This window comes from Citrobacter sp. CK195, assembly GCF_030333365.1.
Taxonomy (GTDB): domain Bacteria; phylum Pseudomonadota; class Gammaproteobacteria; order Enterobacterales; family Enterobacteriaceae; genus Citrobacter_B; species Citrobacter_B koseri.
This window is the reverse complement of record NZ_JAOWGB010000020.1, coordinates 31,029-53,808: the sequence shown is the minus strand read 5'-3', so window position 1 is coordinate 53,808 and position 22,780 is coordinate 31,029. Positions and strand designations below refer to the sequence as shown.

Genomic DNA, 22,780 nt, shown 5'->3' with positions numbered 1-22,780 from the left:
TCTGATATGAGTTTTCCCGATGGATGCTAAGCAAACGCGGCAGGGCGTGTTACTCGCTCTTGCCGCCTATTTTATTTGGGGCATCGCACCCGCGTACTTCAAACTGATTTACTACGTGCCCGCAGACGAGATCCTGACGCACCGCGTGATCTGGTCATTTTTCTTTATGATCGCGCTGATGAGCATCAGCCGCCAGTGGTCTGGCGTTAAAACACTGCTGCAAACGCCGAAGAAAATTTTCATGCTGGCGCTGTCAGCCGTGCTGATCGGTGGAAACTGGCTGCTCTTTATCTGGGCGGTCAATAACCACCATATGCTGGAAGCCAGCCTCGGGTATTTTATTAACCCGCTGGTTAACATTCTGCTGGGAATGCTGTTCCTCGGCGAGCGCTTCCGTCGTATGCAGTGGCTGGCGGTGATTCTGGCGGCCTGCGGCGTACTGGTGCAGCTCTGGACCTTCGGCTCTCTGCCGGTCATCGCACTGGGGCTGGCGTTTAGCTTTGCGTTTTACGGCCTGGTACGTAAGAAGATTGCAGTTGAAGCACAAACGGGGATGCTGATCGAAACGCTGTGGCTATTGCCGGTCGCCGCGATTTATCTGTTTGGCATCGCGGATAGCCCAACCAGCCATATGGGGCAGAATCCGCTGTCGCTGAATCTGTTGCTGATTGCGGCAGGTATCGTCACTACGGTACCGCTGCTGTGCTTTACCGGGGCGGCGACGCGCCTGCGCCTCTCCACGCTGGGTTTTTTCCAGTACATTGGCCCAACCCTGATGTTCCTGCTGGCCGTGACGTTCTATGGAGAAATACCGGGCGCCGATAAGATGGTGACGTTCGCCTTTATTTGGGTGGCGCTGGCGATTTTTGTGATGGATGCGATTTATACACAAAGACGCAAAGTTCGAGGATAAAAGCGTGCCGGATGGCGCTACGCTTATCCGGCCTACGGGATCGGTAGGCCCGGTAAGCGACGCGCCACCGGGCGCAATATTACAGCCAGTTCTTACGCTTGAAGTACAAATACGGCGCCAGACCCGCAAGGATCATAAAGATAATCGCGCCAGGGTAACCAAAGCTCCACTTCAGCTCCGGCATAAACTCAAAGTTCATCCCATAGCTGGACGCCACCAGCGTCGGCGGCAGGAACACTACAGATACCACCGAGAAGATCTTGATAATGCGGTTCTGCTCGATGTTGATGAAGCCCATCGCCGCCTGCATCAGGAAGTTCACCTTCTGGAACAGGGATTCGTTGTGCGGCAGCAGGGACTCGATATCGCGCAGGATCTCACGCGCCTGCTCCAGTTGCCCCCCCGGAAGACGCGCCTTGCGTACCAGGAAGTTAAGCGCGCGCTGGGTATCCATCAGACATAAGCGAACTTTCCAGCCGATATCTTCCAGCTCTGCCAGCGTGGAGAGCGCTTCGTCATATTCATCGCCCTGATGCCCTTCCATGATCACGCGGCTCAGTTCTTCCAGATCGCTGTAGATGTTTTCAATTTCATCCGCCAGCTGTTCGATTTTGGTTTCAAACAGGTCGAGCAGTAATTCATAGGCATTGCCGTCCACCATCGCCTGGTTACGGGCACGCATACGGTACAAACGGAAAGCGGGCAGTTCGCGTTCACGCAGCGTAAACAGGCGGCCATCGCGAATGGTGAATGCCACCGTGGAGTTACCGGCGTGGTCTTCCGCATCTTCGAAAAAGAAAAAGGAGTGGATGTGCAGCCCGTCTTCGTCTTCAAAGAAACGCGCGGATGCTTCGATGTCTTCCAGTTCAGGACGTGTCGCCAGGCTTTGGCCCAGTTCAGATTGTACGCGCAGTCGCTCGTCGTCGTCCGGTTCGACCAAATCGACCCATACGGCATCAATCAGGGTTTGTGACTCTTCGACTTCCAGCCGGGTCAGTCGATTATTTTCCAGTTGAAATGCGCTCAGCATGACCGGGACTCCCAATGCTTAAAAATATCGGACAGTTCGGGTGGGCACACAGAAACAAATTGGGTTTCAGACCATTAAACAGCCTGACTCAGCGCGACGGGAAAAAGAGAAGGTCGCTGACAACCGCTAAGGCTATCAGCAAAAAGGGATAGCCTTAGGAGTTGATCCTGAATGACAGGATAATGAGCCAGCATCTACTGGGTGTGTCCAAGGCGAATGTCCTCTTAGCGTAATCGTGCGCGCATGTTACGCCAGCAAAAATTTGACGTCAACACGCAACGAAACGCGAAAAAGTAATAATTTCCCCTTATGCAAAAATGTTAGCAGAGGGGAGTTATTTATCTATGATATTCAGAATATTAACCGACAGATAGCCGGATGGCGGCTTCGCCTTATCCGGCCTACAAATCAAAATGTTACCCGGTCTGTAGGCCGGATAAAACGCGCCAGCGTCGCCATCCGGCAAAGCCAAACCGATTAAACCGTTTCCAGTCTGGCGTAGGCCGCTACCAGCCATTTGATCCCCTGCCCCTGGAACGCGACCTGTAACCGGCTGTGCTCGCCACTGCCTTCCAGATTGACGATCGTGCCTTCACCGAATTTCGGGTGACGCACGCGCTGTCCCAGCTTGTACCCGGTGTCGTTTTCCGCCATCGGGGTTCCCATCCGCTGGTGACTCACCGGACGGCTGACCGTGGCACGCAGCCGCACTTCTTCCACACAGTCTTCCGGCAATTCGCCGATAAAGCGCGACGGGCGGTGGTAGACCTCTTTGCCATACAGACGGCGAGTTTCCGCATAGGTCAACGTCAGCTTCTGCATCGCGCGGGTTACGCCGACGTAGGCCAGGCGACGCTCTTCTTCAAGGCGCCCGCCTTCATCCAGCGACATCTGGCTGGGGAACATCCCCTCTTCCATGCCGACGATGAACACCTGCGGAAACTCCAGCCCTTTCGCCGAGTGCAAGGTCATCAGTTGAACCGCATCCTGCCACGTATCCGCCTGCCCTTCGCCCGCTTCCAGCGCGGCGTGAGAGAGAAACGCCTGCAACGGCATCAGGTCTTCATCTTCTTCGTTGTAGCTGAACTGGCGCGTCGCCGTCACCAGTTCTTCTAAGTTCTCAATACGCGTCTGGCCTTTCTCGCCTTTTTCCTGCTCGTACATCATGCGCAGACCCGAGTCTTTAATCACCCGATCGGTCTGAACATGCAGCGGCATATCTGCCGTCTCCTGCGCCAGCGCGTCAATTAGCTCGATAAAGCGTTGCAGGGCGCTTGCGGCGCGGCCAGCCAGCGCTTTCTCCTGCAACAGCTCGCGGCACGCCTGCCACAAGGTTAACTGACGGTCGCGCGAGGTCTGGCGCACAACGTCCAGCGTGCGATCGCCAATACCGCGCGTCGGGGTGTTCACCACGCGCTCAAACGCCGCATCATCATTACGATTGGCGATCAGGCGCAGATAGGAGAGCGCATCTTTAATTTCCTGACGTTCGAAGAAGCGCATACCGCCATAAATACGGTACGGCATACTGGCCTGCAACAGCGCCTCTTCCAGCACGCGCGACTGGGCGTTGCTGCGATAGAGAATGGCGCACTGTTCCAGCGCCCCGCCGTTGTCCTGCCAGGTTTTGATGCGGTTAACGACAAAACGCGCCTCATCCAGCTCATTAAACGCGCAATACAGTGAAATCGGTTCGCCATCAATGCCATCGGTCCACAGCTTTTTCCCCAGACGGCCATTGTTGTTTTCAATCAGGGTGTTCGCCGCGCTGAGGATGTTGCTGGTCGAGCGGTAATTCTGCTCCAGACGAATGGTTTCCGCGCCCGGGAAATCCTTGAGGAAACGCTGGATGTTCTCTACCTGCGCTCCACGCCAGCCGTAAATAGACTGGTCATCATCGCCGACGATCATCACTTTGCCGGTATCGCCTGCCAGCAGACGGATCCACGCGTACTGGATGTTGTTGGTATCCTGGAATTCGTCCACCAGGATATTGGTAAAACGTTCGCGGTAGTGCTGAAGGATATGCGGCTTGTTGAGCCACAGTTCATGCGCGCGCAGCAGCAGTTCGGCAAAGTCCACCAGCCCTGCGCGATCGCACGCTTCCTGATAGGCCTGGTAAACCTTCTGCCAGGTCTGCTCCACCGGGTTGCCGTAGCTCTGAATATGGTGCGGACGCAGCCCTTCGTCTTTCTGGCTGTTGATGTACCACATTGCCTGACGCGGCGGCCACTGCTTCTCGTCAAGGTTCATCGCTTTAATAAGGCGCTTGAGCAGGCGCAGCTGATCTTCGCTGTCGAGGATCTGGAAATCCTGCGGCAGGTTGGCGTCCATATGGTGCGCGCGCAGCAGACGGTGCGCCAGACCGTGGAAGGTGCCGACCCACATCCCGCCCTGCGTGGTTCCCATTAACTGACCGATACGGTGGCGCATTTCCGCCGCCGCCTTATTGGTGAAGGTAACGGCCATAATGGAATAGGGCGAATTATTCTCTACGCTCAGCAGCCAGGCGATACGGTGCACCAGCACGCGGGTTTTGCCGCTCCCCGCTCCCGCCAGCACCAGCATGTTGCTACGTGGCGCAGCCACCGCTTCGCGCTGTTTATCATTAAGGCTTTCGAGCAGGTAAGAAACGTCCATTGGCACCGCCGCGTAAAAGTGTGTTGGGCGGATAAGCGCAGCGCCATCCGCCAAAAAGCTGGGTATATATACAATACTGCTGGTGATTATATCAGCGAGGTCAAAGATGCCAACCGTGAAATTTCGATATGCGGCAGTAAACGGCTGTCAGTGGTCTGCATCAGGTCGGCATTTTCTGGTTTGATCCAGCAGGCCTGCATTCCACAGCGGATCGCCCCGGCGACATCGGTCGTCAGATCGTCGCCGACGTGGAGGATCTCGCCGATCGGCATGTTGAGCTTCTCCGCCGCCAGAGAGTACATGTCGCTGAACGGTTTAGAGCGCCCGTCCGGGCCCGCGCGCAGCACAAATTCGAAGTAATCGCCCAGCCCAAACAGTTCCGGCTGCGCATTGCCGTTAGTAATGGCCACCAGCGGCCATTTTTTTGCAAGCCGCTTCAGCGTGTCATGCGTCACTTGTGGAACATCGATACGACTGCGCCACTTTGCGAAATTGATCATCGCGGCGTTCGCCCCCGCCATTGCCTCTTCCGCTGACAGGCCCGCTTCCAGCATGGCGCGCTCCACGGCGCGATGACGCCATCGCGTCACATCATGATAAATTTCCGGCTCTGCTTCGCGTACCGCCTGACGCAGGCGATACAGGTCGGCATTCTGCAATGTACGCAGCGCAGGATGGTAGTTTTGCACAAAGGTGAGCGCTTCCTGCTCGGTGCGCAGGATAACCGGACGGTTATCATAAAGGGTGTCATCCAGATCGAACGTGAGTGCTGAGATGTGTCCCAAAGGCCGGTAAAAACGCATTATTTCCCCCGTTTGGCGCGTGGATGCGCCGCATCGTACACCGAGGCCAGGTGTTGAAAATCAAGATGAGTATAGATTTGCGTGGTAGACAGATTGGCATGGCCTAACAGCTCCTGCACGCCGCGCAGGTCGCCGCTCGACTCCAGCATATGGGTCGCGAACGAGTGACGCAGTTTATGCGGATGGACATGGCTGTTCAGCCCTTGCTTAATGCCCCACTCCGCAAACCGTTTTTGTACATTGCGCGCGGAGATCCGTTTCCCGAGCTTCGAGAGAAACAGCGCATCGTCATCGCTGCCGAACAGGCCGCGCAGATCCAGCCAATGCTCAATCCACGCCACCGCATTGCGGCCAATGGGCAGACGCCGTTCTTTGCTGCCCTTCCCCATCACCCACACTTCGCCCGTATCGAGATCGAGGTGTTTGATGTCTAATCCCACCAGTTCAGACAAACGCAACCCCGCGCCGTACATCACCTCCAGCATCGCCCGATCGCGCACGGCAAGCGGATCGTTAAGGTCGATATCCAGCAGGCGGTTAATATCATCCACGTCGATATTTTTCGGCAGGTGGCGAGGCGCTTTCGGCGCGGAAACGCCTTTCGCCGGGTTGGCGTTGAGTTCACCCTGGCTCACCAGCCAGTCAAAGAAACTGCGTAAAGCAGAGAGGCGCAACGCCAGGCTGGCGGGCCCTAACCCTTTACGGCGGCTACGTACCGCGAAAGCGCGCACCATCGCAGCGTCACATTGTTGCCAGCTTTGCAGACCGGTTTCTCCGGCTAAAGCGATAATGGCATCAAGCTGACGCTGATAGTTCAGTAGCGTGATGGGGCTAAGTTGCCGTTCTACGCCCAGGTAACGCAAGAAGCGCGCAACGTCCTGAGAAAGCGATAATTCGGTCATACACGTTCAATCCAGCGCTCCAGCAGTTCCGGCAACATCAAGGCGATTTCTTGCAGTAACTGTGTCCCCTGCCCCTGCTGGTAATGATGCACATCGCGGCTACTGAAGAGTATGACCCCCAGATCGCCATCGCGCCCCAGCATCGACATCGCCACCGAGCCAATCGCTTTGGCTTCAGGCAGCACCACCAGCAGTTCCGGGCCATTCAATGGGCCAAGATAGTGTTGCGCCTGCCCCAGACGCTGGATACGCAGCGGTTCAAAGGCCTGACGGCTTAACGCCAGATGGGTATGATTCGACGGCGCGCCGAGTCGCCAGCGATCGGGAAACAGCCGGATGGTCGCGCCCGCCAGCCCCAGCTCCCGCGCCCAGCGATGAAAACGCATCAGCATTTCATCCAGGCTACTGGCGGAAACCAGCCGTCCCTGCAAATGCAGCAGACGGTAGAACAGGCTTTCGTTGGCATTCGCCTGTTCCATTAGCAGCGTCATGTTCTCTTCAAGAACATGGATATGATTCCGGGCGCGGGCCATGTGCCACTCAACAAGCGACACCGTACCCCGCACGGGATGCGGAACGCGCATCGCCTCAACGGCGCGCGCATTACGGATAAAAAACTCAGGGTTACGCAGTAGATAATCGACGACCGCCCGGTCGTCCAGTTCCATCTGTGTTTCCTGTAGTTCTTCCCCTGGTTGCTTCATAGATGAATAAATCCGTCGTAGACATGTGCCGCCGGGCCAGTCATATACAACGGATGACCCGGGCCTTTCCAGGCGATATCAAGGCGACCGCCAGGTAATTCCACGCGTACTTCTTCTGCCAGCAAACCCTGCTGAATGCCCACCGCAACGGCGGCGCATGCGCCGCTGCCGCAGGCCTGAGTTTCTCCTGCCCCACGTTCATAAACGCGTAATCGGATATGCTCGCGCTTCACAACCTGCATAAACCCAATATTCGCTCGTTCTGGAAAACGTTCATGGCTTTCCAGAACCGGTCCCAGCGTTTCGACTGCCGCCGTGTCGATATTATCGACCTGAATCACGCAGTGCGGGTTCCCCATTGAAACCACGCCGCACAATATTGTCTGCTCGGCCGCTCGCATAATATAGGTCTTTTCCGCTTTGTTGGCGCGAAAAGGAACCTGCGCGGGTTCAAAGTTTGGCTCACCCATGTTCACCCGCACCAGCTCATCATCTGTGACGCTCAGCACCATCCGGCCATTGGCCGTGCTGACGCGGATATCGCGCTTATTGGTCAGCCCTTTCAGACGCACAAATCGCGCAAAGCAGCGGGCGCCGTTACCGCACTGCGACACTTCGCTGCCATCGGCGTTGAAGATGCGGTAATGAAAATCCAGTTCAGGATCGTAAGGAGGCTCGACAACCAGAAGCTGGTCGAACCCCACGCCCAGATGCCTGTCTGACAGGCGGCGGATCAACTCCGGCGAGAAAAAGACATTCTGCGTTACCGCGTCGACGACCATAAAATCGTTGCCAAGGCCATGCATTTTAGAGAATTGCATCATTCACTCCATTTACGCGGGGACAGAAACGTACCGTCAATAGTTCACCTGAGAAGGGCCGTCTCCCGTAGCGCGATCGTTTTGATCGGGCGTCGTCGATTGGATTTGTGAATCAACCTCATGCGTCGGCGGCGGCGCGTTTTTGTCAGCAGGTGGAAAATAGAGCGGGCCTTTCAGACCGCAGCCGGTCAGGCTGAACAGAGTGAGAAGTACAGCGAGTGCCTGAAACACATTTTTCATTATGGATTGCCTGTAAGTTCATGCTTTCTGTTTTCTATCATCGCAGGAGAAGACGTAAAAGCAAGAGTTGGCTGAAAACTGCATCATGAATTCTTCCAGGTTATACTGCCGCCATCACGTAAAAAACGGGAAACAACAATGAACGACAGTGAATTTCATCGCCTCGCAGACACCCTGTGGATGACCATTGAAGAACGTCTGGACGACTGGGACGGCGACAGCGATATCGACTGCGAAATCAACGGCGGCGTGCTAACCATTACCTTTGAAAACGGCAGCAAAATCATCATCAACCGTCAGGAGCCGCTGCACCAGGTATGGCTGGCGACCAAACAGGGCGGCTACCATTTTGACCTGAAAGGCGACGAATGGATCTGCGATCGCAGCGGCGAAACCTTCTGGGATCTGCTGGAGCAGGCCGCGACACAACAGGCTGGAGAAGCGGTGAGCTTCCGCTAAGTTTTATTGCCGGATGGCGCTGCGCTTATCCGGCCTACGTATCTCGCGTCATTTGTAACACCGCCACCCGGCATCATGTTCACGAGAAATACTGCTGCAACAGCGGCGCGTCGTTGTCCTGGTTTGCCGGTGGCACGGCGCTGATGGGCTGGGTACGGAACGGAATGACCTGCTCGCGACCATCGGTATTCACAATCTGGTAGAACTGCGGCAGGTTGAAGTTGATGAAGCTGGAGCCGTAGGTGAAGCGATCGTGCGACGACGAATAGAAGCGGCTCACGTCGCGTACCAGCTCTTCTTTGCTGCCTTCGCAGTGGTGATACACTTCCGCCCGGTTACTCTCGTCCAGAATGTAAATATTAAAGCCTTTCTCATCGCCGGTTTCTTCAAAGAAGAACTGGATGATCCCTTCGCTGGCGAACCCATCCACCACCGACGGTAATTTCACATGGTTGGTCTCAACCTGAACGGAAAGTCCGTGAAGTTTGTTGTGCGAAATCGCGCCGTAAAACTCAATGGCGTTTTCCAGTTTCTGCACCGAAACATTCAGGCGCTCGAAGAACAGCCCCCAGGTTTGACCCGAAACGCGCAGCGCTTTAAAACGTCCGGTTTCCTGGCGGGTGCTGGAGAGGCGCAGTTCAATGCACTCGGAGACCAGTTGCTGTACGCGGGTACGGATCAGGCCGCGCAGATGCTGGCTATAGCAGAACACTTCCACGCTGTCCGGCGGCGCGGCATCCTGGTGCATTTTGCCGAGAATCGTTTTCAGCGCTTCAATCATCGCCTGTTCGCCGTTGAAGTGCAGGGTACGCACTTCGTTCCACGAGTTGCGATACAACAGGTCGACACTGCCGACCAGGCAGTTTTGCTCTTCGCCAAAGCTGAAGACATCCAGCTTACGGAAATCGAAATGCACCACCTGATTGCGGAACGCCGCCGTCGGGTCATATTCAAGGTTAACGATGATCGCCAGATGGCGAATTTCACACGGACTGTAGAGCGCTTTCGGCGTTGGCGCAGGCAAACGCAGCGGGAAATGGTGCGACACATCGGCCACCATCTCCTGCAACTTAGGCAGGTCCACAATGCCGTTGCCCTTAATAAACAGGTGGGTACGCGACGTCAGCAAACCGTTAAACCAGGCCCACGCTACCAGTTTGTTCAGGTAGCGGTTATATTCCAGCGGCTGATGGCTGATGATCGAATCCATGTTCGGCGCACGGTTGTAGAGATACCAGCCAGAACGGTTGGCCCGGCCCGGCGGCACATGGATAAAGGTCAGGTTCGGTTCGGAGAGATCCGGTGAAATCTGCGGGTTCACCAGCGTCACTTTGCCCGGCAGGGCTTCAAATGCGGCATACAGTTTACGCGTCAGCACGCCAATATCCTGCGGGCTGGCGCTAACGCTGAGATTGTTACGGCGGGCAAAACGGATCAGATTACGATAGCTCTGCATCATGGCGTCGAGCAGTTCGTTATGCGCTTCGCGTACCTGATCGATCTTCCAGTTCGCCCGGTTGTCGAGCATTGTCAGACGGGCGTCGTCCCATCCCCACTCATTCACTAACTGACTTAACACTTCACGACGCCAGCCAACGCAGGCGCGTTCGCGGCTCAGTTTCTCACACACTTTTAAGTAGAAACATCGACGGACTAAATCAAGACGCGTCGGATCTTCGATAGCCGTGAGGTATTCGGTCACGCGTTCCAGCATCATGCAATACGGGTCGAGACCAAACGAAACGATCTCGCCGTCATGCAGGCGCTGTTTAATGTCTTTCGCCAACAGGCGCGGATTGGGATATTCCCAGGAGTAGGCTTCCAGCAGCAGCGTTTTCAGCACCGCTTTATACGGGGAATCGATACTCTTGTACAACTGCCAGAGGCTGGCGCCAAAGTACTCTTCGGCGGAGAGCGAGCTTAATCCGCCCAGGTCCAGCCATTCGTTTGGCGTGAGGACACCCTGCGCGTAAAGCGTCATGACGTAGTCGTCGTAATGCTCTTCTTCGTCGCACGGCACCATATTCCACAGAATACGCTTACCGGCCAGACGCACAGCGGTGCGATAAAATTCGTCGAGCAGCAGGATGTGCTGCGTCGAGCCGCAGTCTTCACCACCCAGACTGCCGCTTTCATTATGGCGGAAACGGTTTTCGTCAATCAGGAAGAAGCTGACTTCCACGCCCAGCGAAGCGGCCCAGCTTTCCAGCAGGCTGCATTTACGTTGCAGCAACTGGCGCTCTTCGCTATCAAGCCAGGACTGGTGGCAGACCCAGATATCCAGGTCAGAAGAACAGCTTTGCCCTACTGAAGATGTACTGCCCATTGAGTACACGCCGGTGATCGGCAGCTCGCCTTTCGGCGGGTCCTGCGGGGACATTCCCCGGTACAGTTCAAGTTCATTCAGGTAGTGGCGTTGGGTTTCATCAGGCGTGTAAAAGCATATGCCCTTGGGAACGTTACCGTCGAGGTAACCCGGCATCAGCGGATTATGGTAGTGCAATAATGTCGGCAGCAGACTGTATACCTGCTGGAAGGCAGGGCCCATGGCAGCAAGCGCGCGATCCACACGCAATTGATTGATGGCATCCAGTCTCTGTTTCAAAGTCTCAATATAGAGGTACAAGACGTATCGCCTGATGTTGCTACCCGTCATGCGTCTGATTGCCATCGCGAGTGCGGACAACCAAACCATTCGGGATAAACCGTATGTCAAAAATAACCGTTACCTTTTTCATCCTTCTCCCCATTAAGGGGTAAAGACGAAAAAATGGTCTAAAACGTGATCAATTTAACACCTTGCTCATTGACCGTAAAGAAAGATGCACTACATACAAGTGTAGCACCGTTAGCTGCGTGTAAATTCCTTAATACGGTCAGGCGGTTTCTCGTCATTATTCACTGCCAGTCGCGACGCCGCGCCTGATCCTCTTACTCACCTTTGACCGTAACACTGACATCCCACTTGTAAGGATGTTAGGATGGTCCACGGACGATAATGACGGTAACAAGCATGTTAGACAATGTTTTAAGAATTGCCACACGCCAAAGCCCCCTTGCGCTCTGGCAGGCACATTATGTCAAAGACGCGTTGATAGCACAGCATCCGGGACTGGTCGTGGAACTGGTGCCGATGGTAACGCGCGGCGACGTGATTCTGGACACCCCTCTGGCAAAAGTGGGCGGTAAGGGCTTGTTTGTAAAAGAGCTGGAAGTCGCGCTGCTGGAAAAGCGCGCCGATATCGCCGTGCATTCGATGAAAGATGTGCCGGTAGAATTCCCGCAAGGGCTTGGCCTGGTCACGATTTGCGAACGCGAAGATCCACGCGATGCTTTCGTCTCGAACCAATACAACAATCTGGATGAACTGCCCGCAGGCAGCATCGTCGGCACATCAAGTTTGCGTCGCCAGTGCCAGTTGGCCGAGCGTCGCCCGGATCTCGTCATCCGCTCGCTGCGCGGCAACGTCGGCACACGCCTGAGCAAGCTCGATAACGGTGATTATGACGCAATTATCCTGGCGGTTGCCGGGTTAAAACGGTTAGGTCTGACGTCGCGTATTCGCACCGCGCTGCCTCCCGAAATCTCTCTCCCTGCCGTAGGGCAAGGCGCAGTGGGCATTGAATGCCGACTGGATGACGCACGTACTCAGGCGCTGTTAGCGCCGCTGAATCATGAAGAAACCGCGCTACGTGTAAAAGCCGAACGCGCCATGAACACCCGCCTGGAAGGGGGCTGTCAGGTGCCGATTGGCAGCTATGCTGAAATCATTGATGGTGAAGTCTGGCTGCGTGCGCTGGTTGGCGCGCCTGACGGTTCGCAGATGATTCGCGGAGAACGTCGTGGATTGCCGCAGGACGCCGCGCAAATGGGCATTTCCCTGGCGGAAGAGCTGCTGGCAAACGGCGCCCGCGCGATTCTGACCGAGGTTTATAACGGAGAAGCGCCCGCATGAGTATTCTGGTCACCCGCCCGTCTCCCTCCGGGGAAGAGTTAGTGAGCCGTCTGCGCACACTGGGGCAGGTGGCCTGGAGTTTTCCGCTTATTGAGTTTACGCCAGGCCGGGAACTGGCAACGCTTGCCGATCGCCTGGCGGCGCTCACGGACAACGATCTGGTGTTCGCCCTCTCGCAACACGCCGTCGCCTTTGCCCACGCCCAACTGCAACAGCAGGGGCTGGACTGGCCTGTGCAACCACGCTACTTCGCCATCGGGCGCACAACGGCGCTGGCGCTGCATACCGTTAGCGGATGCGATATTCGCTATCCTCTGGATCGGGAAATCAGCGAAGTCTTGCTACAATTACCTGAATTACAAAATATTGCGGGAAAACGAGCGCTTATTTTACGGGGCAACGGCGGGCGTGAACTGTTAGGCAAAACCCTCACAGAACGCGGCGCTGAAGTCACCTTTTGTGAATGTTATCAACGCAGTGCAAAACATTACGATGGCGCGGAAGAGGCGATGCGCTGGCACTCTCGCGGCGTGACGACGATTGTTGTCACCAGCGGCGAAATGCTGCAACAGCTCTGGTCGCTGATCCCGCAGTGGTATCGTGAGCACTGGTTACTACGCTGTCGGCTGCTGGTCGTCAGTGAGCGTCTGGCGCACCTCGCCCGGGAACTGGGCTGGCAAGATATTAAGGTCGCTGATAACGCCGACAACGATGCGCTACTGCGCGCATTACAATAACTCTCATAATGGGATGCCATAATGACGGAACAAGAAAAATCCTCCGCCGTGGTTGAAGAGACCAGGGAGGCCGTGGAAACCACGCCGCAGCCAGTCAATGCAGAAAAGAAGAGTAAGAACGGCGCCGCGCTGGTATTGAGTGCGGTGGCAATCGCCATTGCCCTGGCGGCGGGCGTCGGTCTGTATGGCTGGGGAAAGCAGCAGGCCGTTAAACAAACGGCCACCAGCGATGCGCTGGTTAACCAACTTACGGCGCTGCAAAAAGCCCAGGAAAGCCAAAAAGCGGAGCTGGAAGGCATTATCAAACAGCAGGCGACGCAACTGGATGATGCAAATCGCCAACAGGCCGCGCTGGCGAAACAGCTGGATGAAGTGCAACAGAAAGTCGCGACGATCTCCGGCAGCGATGCCAAAACCTGGCTGCTGGCGCAATCTGATTTTCTGGTCAAACTCGCCGGACGTAAATTGTGGAGCGATCAGGATGTCACCACCGCTGCGGCGCTGCTCAAAAGCGCGGATGCCAGCCTGGCGGACATGAACGACCCCAGTCTGATCGCCGCGCGCCGCGCCATTACCGATGATATTGCCAGCCTGTCGGCGGTGGCGCAGGTGGACTACGACGGCATTATCCTCAAAGTGAACCAGCTCTCTAACCAGATTGATAACCTGCGTCTGGCCGATAATGACACCGACGATTCGCCAATGGACTCCGACAGCAGCGAGCTGTCCAGCTCGATCAGCGAATGGCGCGTTAACCTGCAAAAAAGCTGGCAGAACTTTATGGACAGCTTTATTACTATTCGCCGTCGTGATGACACCGCCGTCCCGCTGCTGGCACCGAACCAGGACGTTTACTTACGTGAAAACATCCGCTCCCGCCTGTTAGTGGCGGCGCAAGCCGTGCCGCGTCATCAGGAAGAGACTTACCGTCAGGCGCTGGATAATGTCTCCACCTGGGTACGCGCGTACTACGACACCGACGACGCAACGACCAAAGCGTTTCTTGATGACGTGGATAAACTGAGTCAACAGAACATCACGATGGACGTGCCGGAGACGTTACAGAGCCAGCCGATTCTTGAGAAACTGATGCAGACTCGCGTGCGTAACCTGCTGGCGCAGCCGGCGGCGGCCACGACCGAAGCGGCTCAGGCCCCTGCTCCGCAGGCAGAAGCACCGGCAGCCGCGCCGCAAGGAGAATAATGATGCTGAAAGTATTATTGCTCTTTGTGTTGTTGATCGCCGGTATCGTCATAGGCCCAATGATCGCCGGTCATCAGGGCTATGTTCTGATCCAGACCGATAATTACAACATTGAGACCAGCGTAACGGGGCTGGTGATCATCCTGATCGTTATGATGGTCATTCTGTTCGCCATTGAGTGGCTGCTGCGACGCGTTTTCCGCACCGGCGCGCACACTCGCGGCTGGTTTGTCGGGCGTAAACGCCGCCGCGCACGTAAGCAGACTGAACAGGCGCTGCTTAAGCTGGCAGAAGGCGATTACCAGCAGGTCGAGAAGCTGATGGCGAAGAATGCCGATCACGCTGAACAGCCGGTGGTGAACTATCTGCTGGCCGCCGAAGCCGCGCAGCAGCGTGGTGACGAAGCGCGCGCTAATCAGCATCTGGAACGTGCCGCAGAACTGGCGGGCAATGACACGATTCCGGTGGAGATCGCCCGCGTACGTCTGCAACTGGCGCGCAACGAGAACCATGCGGCGCGTCACGGCGTGGATAAACTGCTGGAAGTTACCCCGCGTCATCCAGAAGTGCTGCGCCTGGCGGAACAGGCTTACATCCGCACCGGAGCATGGAGTTCGCTGCTGGACATCATCCCGTCAATGGCGAAGGCCAACGTCGGTGATGAAGAACATCGCGCCATGCTGGAACAGCAGGCCTGGATTGGGCTGATGGATCAGGCGCGAGCCGATCAGGGCAGCGAAGGATTACGCGAATGGTGGAAGAACCAGAGCCGTAAAACTCGCCACCAGGTTCCGCTGCAAGTGGCAATGGCAGAGCATCTGATTGAGTGTGACGATCACGATATGGCGCAGCAGATCATCATCGACGGCCTGAAGCGCCAGTATGACGACCGCCTGGTTCTGCCGATCCCGCGCCTGAAAACCAACAACCCGGAGCAGCTGGAAAAAGTGTTGCGCCAGCAGATTAAAACCGTTGGCGATCGCCCGCTACTGTGGAGCACGCTGGGTCAGTCGTTGATGAAGCATGGCGAATGGCAGGAGGCTACGTTCGCTTTCCGCGCCGCGCTCAAGCAACGCCCTGACGCCTACGACTACGCCTGGCTCGCCGATGCGCTGGACCGGTTGCATCAGCCGGAAGAAGCGGCCACCATGCGCCGCGACGGTCTTATGCTGACCTTGCAGAACAATCCTCCGCAGTAATTTCCCATTGCCCGGTGACGCTACGCTTACCGGGCCTGCCAGGTCACCGTAGGCCGGATAAAGCGAAGCCGCCATCCGGCAGTTCTCTTCCGCTTACCCATAAAAAAACGCCTGCTCAAATGAGCAGGCGTCAAAACAGGTCTGTATGACAACATAAATGGGTGCTTCACTCAACGTTATGTCCATGGTGTTTGATGAGGCGTAAGCGACATCTGTCTGTGGACGATAAGCACCGTAAACGGCTCTGCATCATTCCTGAGTTTATGAGGCACTAAGGCGAACATAAGAGATGGAATGAGCATCTACAGGGATATTATTGCACATTGCATGCCAGGATTGCACCGCCAAAAATAAGGATTCAGACTTTTTAACGTATCAGGTCATTCGCGGCTCTGCGGCGGTTTCTGCCAGCCTTCTTCGCCATAAAAATCCCCTCTTTGTCTCTGAACGGAGACAAATAACACGCAATACCGATAATTATTGATAAATCATGGCGTTAGACGTCACCAGATAGCGACAACAGAAGCCTGGAATGTCTCAACATTGCGACAGAGATACAGGGGGATCGGGAAAGAAGAGGAAGAAAGAGGTGAAAACAAAAAACCCCGCCGAAGCGGGGTTCAAAATTGGTCGGCGAGAGAGGATTCGAACCTCCGACCCACTGGTCCCAAACCAGTTGCGCTACCAAGCTGCGCTACTCGCCGATGTACTGCTTTTTTTGAATTTTTAGTTCAACTCTTTAAGTCGTGGTGCGAGGGGGGGGACTTGAACCCCCACGTCCGTAAGGACACTAACACCTGAAGCTAGCGCGTCTACCAATTCCGCCACCTTCGCATTTCACAACTTTTAATAATGGGGTGGCTAATGGGATTCGAACCCACGACAACTGGAATCACAATCCAGGGCTCTACCAACTGAGCTATAGCCACCACTGAAATCTTTTACGCGGTATTAAAACCACCGCAGCTCCAGCACCGGGTAAATGGTGCGCCCGACAGGATTCGAACCTGAGACCTCTGCCTCCGGAGGGCAGCGCTCTATCCAGCTGAGCTACGGGCGCTTAGCGCCGTTGCGGGGGTGGATAATACGGACTTCCCACCCCTCTGTCTAGTGCCTTTTTAAATAAAATGCGCGTTTGGTTACGCTTTGCGCGTTTTGCTGCTTATTCCCCCACCTTGTGGGCAGTTCCGGCGCGATTCAGGCCGAAAACCTTGTAGACGAGCGTGACGGCAAGCAGGAAGATGATGCCGACAAACAGCGACATACGAGTATCTTCATTCAAGTACATGCCAATTAAAACGCAAACCAGGAACGCCATCGTCAAATAATTCGCCCACGGGAACATAATAGAACGGAAAGGATGGCTGACCATCGCGTCTTTATGAGCACGACGGAAACGCAACTGGCTAATCAGGATCACGAACCACGGCACCATACCCGGCAATACGCTGGCGCTGTAGACATACACAAACACCCGCTGCGGGTTCGGAATAATGTAGTTCAGACATGAGCCAATCAGCAGAATCGCGATCGACAGCGCCACCCCGGCGACCGGTACGCCATGACGGGAGACTTTCGCCATCGCCGCCGGAAGCTGGCGGTTTTTCGCCAGGGCATACAGCATACGTCCACAGCTATACATGCCGCTGTTACAGCCGGAAAGCGCGGCGGTCAGCACCACGAAGTTAATAATGCCCGCCGCAGCGGTAATCCCGATTTTGGCAAAAGTGAGTACAAACGGGCTGCCGTTACTGCCGATTTCGTTCCACGGGAAGATCGTCACGATAACGAAAATCGCCCCTACATAGAAAATCAGGATACGCCACAGAACTTTGCCTACCGCGCTGCGCAGCGTAACCTGCGGATTCTTCGCTTCACCCGCGGTAATGCCGATCAGCTCCACGCCCTGATAGGAGGCGACCACAATACACAACGCCGTCAGGAACCCTTTCCAGCCACCGGCAAAGAAGCCGCCGTGTTCCGTCAGGTTGCCAAAACCGATCGCCTGGCCGCCATTGCCAAAGCCAAAGAAAATCACCCCCAGTCCGACCACAATCATCACAATGATGGTGGTGACTTTGATCATCGCAAACCAGAACTCGATTTCGCCATACAGACGGACGGCGGCCAGATTAGCCAGCGCCACCAGCCCAACGGCGATCAGGGCGGGTATCCATTGCGCCATATCCGGGAACCAGAACTGCACGTATACCCCGATAGCGGTTATTTCCGATATCCCCACCGCCATCCACATAAACCAGTATGACCACGCGGTGAGATAGCCAAAGAAGGGGCTCATGTAACGGTGCGCATAAACGGCGAATGAGCCAGTAACCGGCTCCAGGAACAGCATTTCGCCCATTGAGCGCATGATGAAAAAGACGAACAGCCCGGCGACGATATACGCCAGCAGCACGGAGGGCCCCGCCCATTTCAGCGTACTGGCGGCGCCCATAAACAGCCCAACGCCAATCGTGCCCCCAAGGGCGATCAATTCGATATGACGAGCTTCCAGCCCACGCTGTAGCTCCGGTTTTTTCTCTGCCATAAATCCTCTTGTCGTGTTTGCACTCGTTCCGGCGTTGTTGCCGGTTATTGTTATGGGTACATCAAGCGATGCGAATGGTTTCTTAAATTTGGCAAAATGGCAAATGAAGCATTAAAAAAATGCATGTTTTGTGTAAAAAAGGAACAAAAATGTGGGAGGCGGGCAACGCATTAAGCAGAATGCGCTGCCCGTAAGAAAAGCAGCGTTCAGAGATTGCCGGTGTAATGCCAGCGGAGATAGCGCAACAGACGCAGCTGGCGGGTGATACGGCTCGGCTGAGACAGCAGGCGATACAGCCACTCCAGCCCCAGCGTCTGCCACATTTTGGGCGCGCGTTTCACATGACCGGTAAAGACATCGTAGGTGCCGCCCACCCCCATATATAAGGCCTGAGGATGAATCACCCGACAGTCGCGCATCAGGATTTCTTGTTTCGGCGATCCCATCGCCACGGTCACAATCTTCGCCCCGCTGGCATGGATGCGCTCAAACAGCGCCTGGCGCTGCTCAGGTTTAAAATAACCGTCCTGGCTACCGACAATATTGACGTTCCACTGCGCACGCAGTTTCGCTTTCGTCTGCGCCAGCACCTCCGGTTTACCGCCGACCAGAAAAACAGGCGTCCCTTCTTTACCGGCGCGCGCCATCAGTTCTTCCCAGAGATCGGCCCCGGCCACCCGTGAAACCTGCGCCTGGGGGAATTTCTTACGCACTGAGCGCACGACGCTAATGCCATCCGCATATTTAAACTCGGCGGCATCAATCAACGCCCTGACTTCCGGGTCATCTTCTGCGGTCAGCATTTTCTCAGCATTGATCGCCACCAGCGTACCCTGCTTCATTTGCCCATCGGCAAACAGGTAATTCAGCGCATGTTGCATATCGCGCCAGCCAATCAGCTGCAATCCACGAAGTGAATAGAGCGGCGCTGTCGTGTTATCCGTCATTATTATCCTTCAACCTGAGTCTGCGGCTGCGGTTTCGCCCGTTGATGGACCAACCCGGCACAATCGAAAAGCCAGAACAAGAGTTTTGCCACCAGCAGGCAGGCACCAAAAATCACGAGGAAAAAGACCACTCGCGAGACAAAAGAATCCAGCCCTTCTCGCGCCAGAACAATCATATTGAAGATGGCGCCAAAGCAGAAACTGTGCAAAATCGCCGCCTTATAGCGATTCGTCTCACGGTTGCCAAGCTCATACAGCCAGTCAAACCATTTAATAATCAGCCCAACCGCGACCGCCCCCAGAGGGATAAACAGCGCGCCGCCCATCACCACCAGCGAACCAATCAGCGTGGGGGAAATGGCGAGGCCAGAGTGGTTGTTCAGCACTTCCCAGGTAAAGTAGTTGGCTGAATTCAGCACAATGCCCGGACGCCCAGGCCACAGCCACGAAGGAATAAAGACATAAAAATCACGGACGATCGGCGCCAGTCCCTGGAAATCGATGTTGTCGTAGTTTTGCAACAGCAGCGCCAGGTTCTCCCACGGCGAGAAGGTATCGCGGGTCAGATACAGGAAAGTGTAAAACGCCTCATCGCCGCTCACGTTCAGCCCATAGCGCTTCAGCGCCAGCCAGAACATCCCGACAATTCCCAGCACCCCCGCCGCCACCAGCATCCACAGCGAGATCCAGCCACGAATAATGCCGATAAACAGGAAGATGGCAAACGCGATGATGATGTTAGCGCGCGTGCCGCCAACAATCATGTAGGTCAGCAGGCCAAACGCAACGGTACTCACCAGGAAAAACAGCCACGCTTTACTGTCCTGGCGCAGGAAGTAGATCACCAGCATCGCCGGAATAAAGAAGTAGAAGAAGCGTTTCAATGCCACGCCGGAGACTTCGCTGGAGAAGATCTGGCTGTAAGAGTGCAGCCGGAACAGCAGGAACCCATTGTGCATAAAGAAGATGCCAACGCTCACCAGTGCAATCCCCATCAGCATGACCCAGGTAAGGTGAGTCTCCACCCGGTTCATGGTAAATAGCGGCTTGCGCGGCACATCCGTCACGCGTTTACGTAAGCGGGTTTTATAGGTCACGTAATAAACGGCATAAAAACACGCAGCGGACAATAACGCCTGCAACAGGATTTCCGGCGGCGCCACGCCGACGTCAAAGCGGAACACCAGCACGCTGGTCAACGGGAAGCCGAAGAAAAAGGTCAGCAAAAACAGCAATGAAAAGAATACGTTGAAGTTAAAGCGCACGCGGCGAAACTCAAACCAGGTCAACGTGGCGATAAACAGCGTGGAGAGCAGCCAGACGACCAGTAACCCGCTAAATTGCATCAGGCTCATGCGGCTTCTCCTGCGGCAATGCGTAACGCGTTATGCCACGCTTCAAGGTAATTTGGGCTAAAGAAGGTGATCCCGCTTTTATCCACGGACGCCAGCTGCCGCTGCGCCTCACGAACCACGCCCTCATTAAGCGCGTCCGTCGTGAACAACACGGGCAGATGCTGCTCCGCCATATCCTGCCAGAACGGGTTCTCACGGTTAAGCACGCACGGGACACCTGCCTGGATAAGCAGGCACAACGTGCCGATTCCCTGCTGACGGGCAAAGATGAAATACCCGAGGTCGCACTGGCGAAGCAGCGCCAGATAGGCATCGAATTCTAGTTTTTCGCTGAGGATGTGTAAATTTTCCGCACTGAACAGCGCCAGCCCCGCCTGACGGACTTCATCAATGTACGCGTCGTTATTGGCCGGATAGCCCATCGGCACGATCACATTTACTGTGTCGCCGAACTGCTGATACACCGCGCGTAACGCCGCAATATGTTCGTTACTGCGATCGCCGGAGTTACCCACCAGAACCGTCATTTTCCCTTCACGCGGACGATCGTTTGCCATGTTATTAAGCGAAGAGTCCATTCGCGTCGGGAAATAGAGCAGTTCACCACGCGCGCGCGGGTGCTGACGGGCGAAATAGCTCAAATCGCCACGAGTAGCGAACACACAGCCCACTCGATTTTGCGCCATGCGGCGAACGGGGTAAAACAGACGGAATTTCAGCCCACGGGAAACTTCATACAGATCCGCGCCCCAGATGTGCCAGTAAAACTGCTCAGGTTTGATTCCGCCACTTAGCAGCGCCAGCCACAGGCTGGTATTGAACTGACCGTGGAAGAAGAAACGTTGCTGGCGATTGGCTTTCGCTTTGGCGATGACCGCCTCAGCCAGCGTTTTTTTCCCGGCGTAGAAACTCAGCGACAGAGCCGGGCAGCTTTCCCTGAGCCCCGCATCCTGACCTGCAACCATAAACACGCGCGCATGCTCGCTTGTCGCGGCCAGCGCATCATTGAAAAACCGCAGCACGGTTTGATTATGGTGAGGGATATCCGATCCCAGTACGTGAATCAGTACAGTCATGCCCGCCTACGCCAGAGTAAAAACACGCCACAACAGAGAGAGAAATAGACCACATAGGTGGCCATATACGCCTGTGCCGCCCCCAGCGCGCCATGCGCGGGGATCAGCCAGTGAGCGAATGCCGTCAACAAAATGAACTGGCTAATCTCAGCCAGAATATAAAACCGCAGCGACGCTTTTGCGATCACCAGATAGCCAAAAACGTACGCGCCCACTTTCAGCACATCGCCCACCAGTTGCCAGGCGAACAGATCGCGCATGGCGGTGAATTTGGCGGAAAAGAGCAGCCAGATGGCGAAATCACGCAGCAGCCAGACCGTAAAACTCGCCGCCGCCACCGCAGGCAGAACAAATTTCAGCGATTTCACCACTTCGCGCGTAATCGCCTGCTTTTCGGTCAGACGCGACAGCGTTGGCAATAAGTACACGCTAAACGAGGCGGTAATAAATTGTAGATAGGCATCGGAAATACTGCTTACGCCCTGCCAGATACCAACATCATCCCAGCTGTAATGCGCCGCCAGCAGGTTTCGCATCATCACATAAGCCACCGGTAGCGTGACGGACGTAATCAGCGCCATCAGCGTAAATTTGCTGAGCTGTCCGGCAAGCCCTTTATCCCACGACGGTTTCAGGTAGCTAAGCGGGATCGCGCCGCGTTTAATCAGCATAATCGCCGCCGGGATCACCACCAGCGCAGGCACCAGCGCCAGACCCAGCAGCGCACCTTCATAGCCGCCCAGACGGTAGCAGCCATAGTAGGCAACAACTCCCACCAGGCTCCCCACAATCAGCGACAGCGCATTCCCGGCAGCGTCACGAAACCCTTTCATCAGCGCCAGCAGCAGGTTCGCCCAGGCGATCCCCATCTGCACCAGCGCCACTAAACGCACCAGCCCCTGGTAGTGGCTGTGCCCAAACAGCCCCTGGCTAATGGGGGCCGCCGCCAGCACGAAGACCAGCGCCAGTAGCGTGGAGAACCCCATCACCATTGCGGATGAAGTGCCCACCACGTTACGCAACCGGGCAGGGTTATCATGATGCTGAGCGACATACTTCGTCACCCCGTTAAATATCCCGGCCCCGGCCAGCACGCCGAGCACGGTCACCATCTGGCGGAAGTTACCCGCCTGGCCGACGCCCGCAGGGCCAAACGACACCGCCAGCAGTTTTACGACCAGTAAGCCTGCGCCAATTTTCACCAGCGTACTGGCGGCCGTCCACAGGGACGCTTTCGCAAGCGACATA

Annotated in this window: 20 protein-coding genes and 4 tRNA genes; 6 read left to right on the top strand and 18 right to left on the bottom strand. The window is 55.7% G+C overall.

The features are described from left to right. Positions 1-19: 19 nt before the first annotated feature. Complete coding sequence (rarD, locus tag OGX93_RS03080) at positions 20-913, top strand: EamA family transporter RarD (protein ID WP_047459986.1); 894 nt, start codon at positions 20-22, stop codon at positions 911-913. A gap of 79 nt (positions 914-992) precedes the next feature. Here rarD and corA read toward each other — a convergent pair whose 3' ends face one another. The 8 genes from corA to lptM all read right to left on the bottom strand — a co-directional run bounded on the left by corA (position 993) and on the right by lptM (position 8,053). Then, positions 993-1,943 (bottom strand): magnesium/cobalt transporter CorA, encoded by a 951-nt coding sequence (gene corA, locus OGX93_RS03075; RefSeq protein WP_012131160.1) that lies wholly within the window; start codon positions 1,941-1,943, stop codon positions 993-995. Between the two features lie 154 nt (positions 1,944-2,097). Beyond that, complete coding sequence (gene ysgD, locus OGX93_RS03070) at positions 2,098-2,154, bottom strand: YsgD/CorL family protein (protein WP_213164972.1); 57 nt, start codon at positions 2,152-2,154, stop codon at positions 2,098-2,100. Between the two features lie 266 nt (positions 2,155-2,420). Beyond that, positions 2,421-4,583 (bottom strand): DNA helicase II, encoded by a 2,163-nt coding sequence (uvrD, locus tag OGX93_RS03065; protein ID WP_110494856.1) that lies wholly within the window; start codon positions 4,581-4,583, stop codon positions 2,421-2,423. A gap of 86 nt (positions 4,584-4,669) precedes the next feature. Next, a complete protein-coding gene (gene yigB / locus OGX93_RS03060; RefSeq protein ID WP_012131157.1) occupies positions 4,670-5,386 on the bottom strand; it encodes a 5-amino-6-(5-phospho-D-ribitylamino)uracil phosphatase YigB in 717 nt (238 codons plus the stop codon). Further along, on the bottom strand, positions 5,386-6,288 hold the full coding sequence (xerC, locus tag OGX93_RS03055) for a tyrosine recombinase XerC (protein ID WP_012131156.1): 903 nt from the start codon (positions 6,286-6,288) through the stop codon (positions 5,386-5,388). The genes yigB and xerC overlap by 1 nt, the downstream gene beginning before the upstream one ends. Continuing rightward, positions 6,285-6,992, bottom strand: coding sequence for a DUF484 domain-containing protein (locus tag OGX93_RS03050; RefSeq protein ID WP_012131155.1), 708 nt, complete (start codon positions 6,990-6,992; stop codon positions 6,285-6,287). Before OGX93_RS03050 ends, xerC begins: the two co-directional genes overlap by 4 nt. Beyond that, positions 6,989-7,813, bottom strand: coding sequence for a diaminopimelate epimerase (gene dapF, locus OGX93_RS03045; protein ID WP_024130100.1), 825 nt, complete (start codon positions 7,811-7,813; stop codon positions 6,989-6,991). Before dapF ends, OGX93_RS03050 begins: the two co-directional genes overlap by 4 nt. 36 nt (positions 7,814-7,849) lie before the next feature. Beyond that, positions 7,850-8,053 (bottom strand): LPS translocon maturation chaperone LptM, encoded by a 204-nt coding sequence (lptM, locus tag OGX93_RS03040; RefSeq protein ID WP_012131153.1) that lies wholly within the window; start codon positions 8,051-8,053, stop codon positions 7,850-7,852. A 138-nt stretch (positions 8,054-8,191) separates the two neighbouring features. Here lptM and cyaY point away from each other — a divergent pair, with 138 nt between their 5' ends. Beyond that, positions 8,192-8,512 carry an iron donor protein CyaY gene (gene cyaY, locus OGX93_RS03035; protein ID WP_047459992.1) on the top strand — a complete coding sequence of 107 codons (321 nt, stop codon included), beginning with the start codon at positions 8,192-8,194 and terminating at the stop codon, positions 8,510-8,512. Positions 8,513-8,591: 79 nt separating this feature from the next. On the opposite strand, the gene cyaA is transcribed toward cyaY, so the two are convergent. Then, positions 8,592-11,138 (bottom strand): class I adenylate cyclase, encoded by a 2,547-nt coding sequence (cyaA, locus tag OGX93_RS03030; protein ID WP_012131151.1) that lies wholly within the window; start codon positions 11,136-11,138, stop codon positions 8,592-8,594. A 387-nt stretch (positions 11,139-11,525) separates the two neighbouring features. On the opposite strand from cyaA, the gene hemC reads away from it, so the two are divergent. From hemC to hemY, 4 genes are read left to right on the top strand one after another with little or no spacing between them, the layout of a single operon-like run. After that, positions 11,526-12,467 (top strand): hydroxymethylbilane synthase, encoded by a 942-nt coding sequence (gene hemC, locus OGX93_RS03025; protein ID WP_024130099.1) that lies wholly within the window; start codon positions 11,526-11,528, stop codon positions 12,465-12,467. After that, positions 12,464-13,204, top strand: a complete 741-nt coding sequence (gene hemD, locus OGX93_RS03020) for a uroporphyrinogen-III synthase (protein ID WP_012131149.1) — start codon at positions 12,464-12,466, stop codon at positions 13,202-13,204. The genes hemC and hemD overlap by 4 nt, the downstream gene beginning before the upstream one ends. 21 nt (positions 13,205-13,225) lie before the next feature. Then, positions 13,226-14,407 carry a uroporphyrinogen-III C-methyltransferase gene (hemX, locus tag OGX93_RS03015; RefSeq protein ID WP_286449441.1) on the top strand — a complete coding sequence of 394 codons (1,182 nt, stop codon included), beginning with the start codon at positions 13,226-13,228 and terminating at the stop codon, positions 14,405-14,407. Between the two features lie 2 nt (positions 14,408-14,409). After that, positions 14,410-15,606: a protoheme IX biogenesis protein HemY gene (gene hemY / locus OGX93_RS03010; protein ID WP_047460000.1), complete on the top strand. Its 1,197-nt coding sequence runs from the start codon at positions 14,410-14,412 to the stop codon at positions 15,604-15,606. Between the two features lie 627 nt (positions 15,607-16,233). On the opposite strand, the gene OGX93_RS03005 is transcribed toward hemY, so the two are convergent. The 9 genes from OGX93_RS03005 to wzxE all read right to left on the bottom strand — a co-directional run bounded on the left by OGX93_RS03005 (position 16,234) and on the right by wzxE (position 22,779). Further along, positions 16,234-16,310: transfer RNA gene (locus tag OGX93_RS03005), tRNA-Pro, on the bottom strand. A 43-nt stretch (positions 16,311-16,353) separates the two neighbouring features. Beyond that, a tRNA-Leu gene (locus OGX93_RS03000) sits at positions 16,354-16,440 on the bottom strand. A gap of 19 nt (positions 16,441-16,459) precedes the next feature. Then, a tRNA-His gene (locus OGX93_RS02995) sits at positions 16,460-16,535 on the bottom strand. A 54-nt stretch (positions 16,536-16,589) separates the two neighbouring features. After that, positions 16,590-16,666, bottom strand: a tRNA-Arg gene (locus OGX93_RS02990). 102 nt (positions 16,667-16,768) lie between these two features. Further along, positions 16,769-18,154: a bifunctional threonine/serine APC transporter ThrP gene (thrP, locus tag OGX93_RS02985; protein ID WP_199972392.1), complete on the bottom strand. Its 1,386-nt coding sequence runs from the start codon at positions 18,152-18,154 to the stop codon at positions 16,769-16,771. A 206-nt stretch (positions 18,155-18,360) separates the two neighbouring features. Beyond that, complete coding sequence (gene wecG / locus OGX93_RS02980) at positions 18,361-19,101, bottom strand: lipopolysaccharide N-acetylmannosaminouronosyltransferase (RefSeq protein WP_286449440.1); 741 nt, start codon at positions 19,099-19,101, stop codon at positions 18,361-18,363. A 2-nt stretch (positions 19,102-19,103) separates the two neighbouring features. Continuing rightward, positions 19,104-20,456, bottom strand: coding sequence for an ECA oligosaccharide polymerase (gene wzyE / locus OGX93_RS02975; RefSeq protein WP_012131144.1), 1,353 nt, complete (start codon positions 20,454-20,456; stop codon positions 19,104-19,106). Further along, positions 20,453-21,532, bottom strand: a complete 1,080-nt coding sequence (locus OGX93_RS02970; protein WP_275155937.1) for a TDP-N-acetylfucosamine:lipid II N-acetylfucosaminyltransferase — start codon at positions 21,530-21,532, stop codon at positions 20,453-20,455. Before OGX93_RS02970 ends, wzyE begins: the two co-directional genes overlap by 4 nt. Beyond that, complete coding sequence (gene wzxE / locus OGX93_RS02965; RefSeq protein WP_049009038.1) at positions 21,529-22,779, bottom strand: lipid III flippase WzxE; 1,251 nt, start codon at positions 22,777-22,779, stop codon at positions 21,529-21,531. Before wzxE ends, OGX93_RS02970 begins: the two co-directional genes overlap by 4 nt. Between the last annotated feature and the right edge of the window lies 1 nt (position 22,780).

Coding starts and splice junctions, on each gene's coding strand:
- uvrD (WP_110494856.1), bottom strand. CDS start 4,583: ATGGACGTTTCTTACCTGCTCGAAAGCCTTAATGATAAACAGCGCGAA.
- hemD (WP_012131149.1), top strand. CDS start 12,464: ATGAGTATTCTGGTCACCCGCCCGTCTCCCTCCGGGGAAGAGTTAGTG.
- wzyE (WP_012131144.1), bottom strand. CDS start 20,456: ATGAGCCTGATGCAATTTAGCGGGTTACTGGTCGTCTGGCTGCTCTCC.
- xerC (WP_012131156.1), bottom strand. CDS start 6,288: ATGACCGAATTATCGCTTTCTCAGGACGTTGCGCGCTTCTTGCGTTAC.
- hemC (WP_024130099.1), top strand. CDS start 11,526: ATGTTAGACAATGTTTTAAGAATTGCCACACGCCAAAGCCCCCTTGCG.
- OGX93_RS02970 (WP_275155937.1), bottom strand. CDS start 21,532: ATGACTGTACTGATTCACGTACTGGGATCGGATATCCCTCACCATAAT.
- OGX93_RS03050 (WP_012131155.1), bottom strand. CDS start 6,992: ATGAAGCAACCAGGGGAAGAACTACAGGAAACACAGATGGAACTGGAC.
- hemY (WP_047460000.1), top strand. CDS start 14,410: ATGCTGAAAGTATTATTGCTCTTTGTGTTGTTGATCGCCGGTATCGTC.
- corA (WP_012131160.1), bottom strand. CDS start 1,943: ATGCTGAGCGCATTTCAACTGGAAAATAATCGACTGACCCGGCTGGAA.
- wzxE (WP_049009038.1), bottom strand. CDS start 22,779: ATGTCGCTTGCGAAAGCGTCCCTGTGGACGGCCGCCAGTACGCTGGTG.
- yigB (WP_012131157.1), bottom strand. CDS start 5,386: ATGCGTTTTTACCGGCCTTTGGGACACATCTCAGCACTCACGTTCGAT.
- dapF (WP_024130100.1), bottom strand. CDS start 7,813: ATGCAATTCTCTAAAATGCATGGCCTTGGCAACGATTTTATGGTCGTC.
- lptM (WP_012131153.1), bottom strand. CDS start 8,053: ATGAAAAATGTGTTTCAGGCACTCGCTGTACTTCTCACTCTGTTCAGC.
- wecG (WP_286449440.1), bottom strand. CDS start 19,101: ATGACGGATAACACGACAGCGCCGCTCTATTCACTTCGTGGATTGCAG.
- cyaY (WP_047459992.1), top strand. CDS start 8,192: ATGAACGACAGTGAATTTCATCGCCTCGCAGACACCCTGTGGATGACC.
- rarD (WP_047459986.1), top strand. CDS start 20: ATGGATGCTAAGCAAACGCGGCAGGGCGTGTTACTCGCTCTTGCCGCC.
- hemX (WP_286449441.1), top strand. CDS start 13,226: ATGACGGAACAAGAAAAATCCTCCGCCGTGGTTGAAGAGACCAGGGAG.
- thrP (WP_199972392.1), bottom strand. CDS start 18,154: ATGGCAGAGAAAAAACCGGAGCTACAGCGTGGGCTGGAAGCTCGTCAT.